Below are 5,739 nucleotides of genomic sequence, written 5' to 3'. Positions count from 1 at the left end.
AGCCGATAGGTTTCCAACGCTTGACCCAGCACTGCAATATCGGCCTTTGCCTTTTGCACCATGGCCTTATCTTGGTTCGGCAGAACATTGATCGCGACAATCGTGGTCAGCAATGCCAAAATAAACAGCGTCACCATCATTTCGACAAGCGTAAATCCGTTGCGTTCTAACTTGGTCTTTTTCCGCCTGAACTTGGCGGGTGGAAGATTTGTGTCAGTGAGCAGGTGAAACAATACGCGGAGCATGTCTAAAGTCCCGAAAGGTTTTGAAGTTGAAGTATAGGCAGCAAAATTGCCAATATTATGACAGCGACAACGCCGCCCATCGCCACAATGATAAGTGGTTCGAGCAGCGACAAAGCTGTGCTGGTAAAGTTATCAAATTCGCGCTCCAGATACTCGGCAGCGCGCTCAAGCATCTGATCAAGCTGGCCAGCGCTCTCGCCACTGGCGGTAAGATATACCAGAAGCGGCGGAAAAACGCCGCTGGTGCGCATTGCACCCGACAGGCTACCTCCGCTGCGCACAGCTTCGACAATATCGTCATTGGCGTTAGAAAGGACCTTGTTCCGAATGGTGCCGCCCGTCAGACGCAGCCCCTCAAGCAAAGGCAATCGGCTTGCGACCATCGTAGCCAATGTCCGCGCCATGCGCGCGGCATGCAGGTTGCGCAAAAGCTTTCCCAGCAGAGGAATGCGTAAAATATTGCGGTCAACAGACATACGGAAAGCGGGCCGCTTTAAAGCTTGTGCGAACAGAAACGCACCAAAGACAACGACGAGAATGAGCGCCCAATAATAACTCGCCAAAAACGCCGAAATACCAATTACGATACGCGTAATGAGCGGCAACTGTTGATCAACATTGTCAAACTGTTCGACGACCCTTGGGACAACAGAAACCATCAATCCCATAACGACCAATGTTGCTACAAGTGACAAAATCGCTGGATATGCAAGGGCACCGATGAGCTTACCGCGCATTTCAGCCTGACGTTCGAGCAAGACCGCGAGACGCTCTGTGATCAGAGGCAAGGTGCCCGCCCCTTCACCTGCCGCGATCATCGCGCGATACAATGCAGGAAAGCTATTGCTCTCGCGCCGCATTGCTTCTGACAAACGCTGCCCTTCGACAACGCCTGCATGCACATCCGTTAATATCTGGCGGACATGGGGCTGTTCGCTTTGGCGGCTAATCGTGCGTAAGGCTTCTTCCAAGGGCGACACTTGAGCCAATGAGGACAATTGCCGCGTAAACAATGTAAGTTGCTTTGTACTCAGCCGTGCCTGCCGCTTAAAAGGCAGGTTGGCAAAGGCCGACGCGCGCGCTTCAGCTGGCGTAACAGTTACAATGTACAGCTTCTTTGATACCAGTTCTTCACGCGCCATGTCATCATTGGCTGCAGATATGCGTCCGCGCCGTTCGCGCCCATCCGGGTCGATCGCATGATAGGCGAATTCAGGCATCAACCATGTCTTCACGGCGCGAAATACGAATGGCTTCCTCCGGCGTGGTCTCCCCACTACGCACCAATTTACGTGCTGCTGCGCTCAGATTAGGTTGGTTCACAAATGCATGTCGCGCCAAAATGGCTTCATCACCACCATCGTTAATGAGACGCCGGATGGTGTCATCAACGCGCACCGCCTCAAACACACCAATACGGCCCTGGAAACCTGTGTTGTTGCATTCGGCGCAGCCAACTGCCTTGTATACAGCTGTGCCTTTATCAAACCCAAGCAAGGATGCAGCATTACCCTCAGCTTGAACCGTTTCGCGGCACGCTGGGCACAGCCTGCGCACGAGTCGCTGGGCGATAACGGCGCGCAATGTTGAGGCAAGCAGGAACGGCTCAACCTTCATGTCGCGCATCCGCGTGATCGCACCCAACGCGTCATTTGTATGGACGGTAGTCAACACAAGATGCCCCGTCAGCGCGGCTTGAACGGCAATGTCGGCGGTTTCGCGGTCACGGATTTCGCCGACCATCACAACGTCCGGGTCCTGCCGCAATATAGCACGTAAACCAGCGGCAAATGTCATGCCTACTTTTGCATTCACCTGCGTTTGGCCGATGCCTTCGACGGCATATTCCACTGGGTCTTCAACCGTGAGGATATTGCGCGAGCCGTCATTCAACCGTTTCAGGCCAGCATATAGCGTAGTGGTCTTACCCGACCCTGTAGGGCCAGTTACGAGGATAATGCCATTGGGTTCAGCCAACGCTTCGCGCAAGATTATCAGCGCGTCCTCAGACATGCCGAGCAGGTCAAGTGATATGCCCGCATTTTCATTGTCTAAAATACGCATCACCACACGCTCTCCAGCGCGGCTTGGTAATGTTGATACGCGAACATCCACCAGCTTTCCGCCAAGCGTCAGACCAATACGACCATCCTGTGGAATACGGCGCTCTGCGATGTCTAGCCGCGCCATGACCTTGATACGGCTCACTACCACAGGCGCTACATTGGCTGGCAAGCGAAGCCGTTCTTGCAAGACGCCATCGGCGCGCATGCGAATAACCAAGCCCGTTTCATATGGCTCGATATGAATATCGGATACGCCCTGCCGAACAGCCTCAGCGATGATGCCGTTAATCAACCGGATGACAGGCGCGTCGTCTGCACTGTCTAGCAAATCGTCCGCACTTGGCAGCATGTCGGACAATAAATCGCCGTCATTGTTCCCGATAGACCCCGCCATCGCGGCCGCGCTGCCGTCCATGGCGTAATGGTCGGACAAATATCGGTCAAATGTTTGGTTATCCGACATTTCAACATCGAATGGCATTGCCAAAAAACGGCGCACCTCCAGCAGCATTATTGGATCAGCGCCCTCACGCATCGCCACCACCAAACGGTCGTTGCTTTCGTGGCGTATTACCAGACCGTGCGTTTTGGCAAAGGCATAAGGCAGATCAAGCAATGGCTTAATTTGCGCGGCAGTCAGCTGTCCTGCGGGCTCGGCATTCGCCAATGTATCGTGTACAGGTGTTACCCCCTGGCGTATCACGATTGTCCATCCCCGCTGGTTGCGGAAACAGAGCTTGGCGGCACCTCTGTCGGTTGAAGCGGACCGCTTGCAGGTGGCCGGGTCAAATTACCATCTGCCCCGATCATGATGTCATTTACGCGTGCACTGGGCTCTGCTGGCGGGGTCGCGCCCATATAATCACGCAACAGTTCGTCAATGCTTGGTTCCATATCGGGGTTTCGTACCCGTTGCATGTCGCGCACATAGTCATAGCGCCTTGCCGTTAAGCGGTCGCCATCTTCGCGACTGCGTAAAATTGTAGGACGAATAAAAACCATCAAATTGGTTTTGCTGCGGCTGCGGCTGCGCGATTTGAACAACTCACCAATAAGGGGAATGTCGCTCAGTAGTGGAATACGTTCTATAGTGCGCCGCTCATCATCATTCAGCAGACCGCCAATGGCCAACAACTGACCATCGCCAACGGTCAACGTGGTCTCAAATTCACGTTTATTAAGGATGAGGTCGCTTGAGCGAGAAGATACCGGCCCAGCGACGCTGGATACCTCTTGCTTCAGGAACAGCTTTACGTCGCCCTGCGCATTAACCTGCGGCGTAACTTCAAGCTTAATGCCAACCTCTTGCCGTTGCACAGTTCGGAATGCATTTTCGAAGTTCGCAGACAATTGTTCGCCGGTGCTAACAGGCACTTCTTGGCCAACAAGGAACTTTGCCTTTTGATTGTTAAGCGTCACGATGTGCGGCGTTGCCAACAGGTTGGATTCTGTGTCCGCTGCAATGGCGTTGATGATGGTGCCAAAAACAGCATTTTTGCCGACATCAAGCGCAAAACCACCGAAACCGCCGGTGGCGCTCAATATCGAGGCAGCCGCTGCTTGTTGCAATCCATCGCCCAAAGCGCTGTTGGTTGCTGTGGTGGTTGTATTCCCATTTACAGTCGTCGTTGTGCGCGACAATTGCTCGGCCCCAACGGCGCCCGCAATGGTCAAGATGTTGGGCGTTGCATTAGTATAATTGGTTGCCGCAAATGGCGCGTCTTTGCCGCCCACAAGGAATTGAACGCCAAGCTTTTTCGCGGCTTCATTGCCGATTTCGACAACGATAGCTTCGACCAAAACCTGTTCAGGCCGAGTATCAAGCTGGCGTATCAATTCGCCCAAAGTGCGCTGCATCTCTGGATTGGCAGCAACGATCAGGGCGTTTGTGCCTTCATAGCGTGTCACGACTACGGGTCCGCGTCCGCTAATACCGTTCACGCCCGAACCAGAGGCTGATGCCGTTACAGGTGCAGATACCGGCGCCGGCGTACCGCCACTGGTTGCCGCAGCAACTGGAGGTAGATCACCGGACTGCGGATTGCCGCTCTGACCACCGATAAGCGACTGAACCGTTTGCAAGAGTGTTTCGGCATTCGCAAATTCAAGTCGGTACACACGAATTTCGGCACCGGATTGCGCGCGCTCATCCAGTTGCTTTGCCATTGCGGCAAAGCGGGCAACCGAGGTTGGGTCGCCGCGCAAAGCGATAGCGTTGCTGCTATCAACGGCAGCAATGGAGACGGGTGATCGTCCACCCTCCCCGCCGCCTTGACCAGCTAACCCTTGCAGCGCAGTTGCAATTTCACGCGCACCAGCATTGTCCAAATTAACAATCTGGGTGGCAGCACTGTCTCGGTCAATTTGGCGGATCAGGTCACGGATACGACGGATATTGTCGGCATAATCGGCGACAACAAGGCTATTGGCGCTGCGGTTTGCCGTAAGCGAGCCCTCTCGGCTGATAAGTGGACGAAGCGTTTCTACCGCGCTCGTGGCGTCAATTGAGCGCAACCGGAAAACTTCGGTCACAAATTGGCTAGCGGTCGCGGCTTGGCTGCCGATCCGACTTGGTTGCGTGGCTGCTCCATCAGACGGTTGAATGCGGTAGCCACCCCCACGCATGGGAATAGCAACCAATCCATTTGCCCGCAGCGTCGACAAAAATACTTCAAAATATTCGGAACGCGACAGCGGGCGGTCGGTGACGACAGAAACTTTCCCGTTTACACGTCCGTCGACGATGAATGTCTGCCCCGTTACGCGCGCAGCATCCTGCACAAAGGCGCGGATGTCGGCGTCGCGGACATTTAAAGTCTGCTGCGCAGCCAATGGAGCGGCAAGGATCAGAGAGCTACACGCGAGCAATGAAGTAAGTTTACGGATCACTATTGTTCCAAATTTAGAGCTATGGGGACCTTCGAACCGCCGCGTTCGACTTCGAAACTTAAGCGGGCACCTGGCCGAAATTGCGCGGCAATGTCTGCCGCCGAAGATATGGGACGTCCGTTGACCCCGACAACAACATCGCCCGCAAGAAAACCTGCGAGGCGCATCATCGTGCCGTCATCTCGCGCTTGCAAGACAAGGCCAGTGACACGGCCGCCTTCGTTGCGCGGCGCAAAGCCAATAGCTTTTTGAAGCGTCTCAGCATTCAATCCGCCATCTTTAACGGGCGCAGATGGGGCTTGAGAGGGTGTGCCGGACGGCTTTACGGTTTCAGCGGGGACCGATTGGTCAAGATACAGGGATTCATTAACGCCGCCGCGCGACAAGACAACATGGTCAAAAGCAACGGAATTGAGCGTAACACCTGGCGCGACTTCCTCTCCCACCGCGTAGCTATTTTGAATGCCATCTTCGCCCGCGATAATGGCAGCCCCGCCGCCGGAACTCTCGTTCGCACGCACGCCAAATAAAACCAAGCT

5 protein-coding genes are annotated in these 5,739 nt (G+C 54.6%); all 5 read right to left on the bottom strand.

What is annotated here, in order from left to right:
* The coding region (locus tag ACIQ2T_RS11650; RefSeq protein ID WP_397590964.1) for a prepilin-type N-terminal cleavage/methylation domain-containing protein at positions 1–245 on the bottom strand (245 nt) is incomplete at its 3' end.
* A gap of 2 nt (positions 246–247) precedes the next feature.
* Positions 248–1,465, bottom strand: coding sequence for a type II secretion system inner membrane protein GspF (gene gspF, locus ACIQ2T_RS11645; protein WP_397590963.1), 1,218 nt, complete (start codon positions 1,463–1,465; stop codon positions 248–250).
* On the bottom strand, positions 1,458–2,978 hold the full coding sequence (gspE, locus tag ACIQ2T_RS11640) for a type II secretion system ATPase GspE (RefSeq protein ID WP_397590965.1): 1,521 nt from the start codon (positions 2,976–2,978) through the stop codon (positions 1,458–1,460). Before gspE ends, gspF begins: the two co-directional genes overlap by 8 nt.
* A gap of 32 nt (positions 2,979–3,010) precedes the next feature.
* Positions 3,011–5,200, bottom strand: coding sequence for a type II secretion system secretin GspD (gene gspD, locus ACIQ2T_RS11635; protein WP_397590962.1), 2,190 nt, complete (start codon positions 5,198–5,200; stop codon positions 3,011–3,013).
* Positions 5,200–5,739, bottom strand: a 540-nt coding sequence (locus tag ACIQ2T_RS11630) for a type II secretion system protein N (RefSeq protein ID WP_397590961.1), incomplete at its 5' end; no start/stop codon positions are given. The genes ACIQ2T_RS11630 and gspD, both read right to left, overlap by 1 nt.

The organism is Sphingorhabdus sp. (assembly GCF_044357595.1).
In the GTDB taxonomy this organism is placed as follows: domain Bacteria; phylum Pseudomonadota; class Alphaproteobacteria; order Sphingomonadales; family Sphingomonadaceae; genus Sphingorhabdus_B.
The sequence above is the reverse complement of the archived record's forward strand: the minus strand, read 5'-3'. Positions and strand labels throughout refer to the sequence as shown.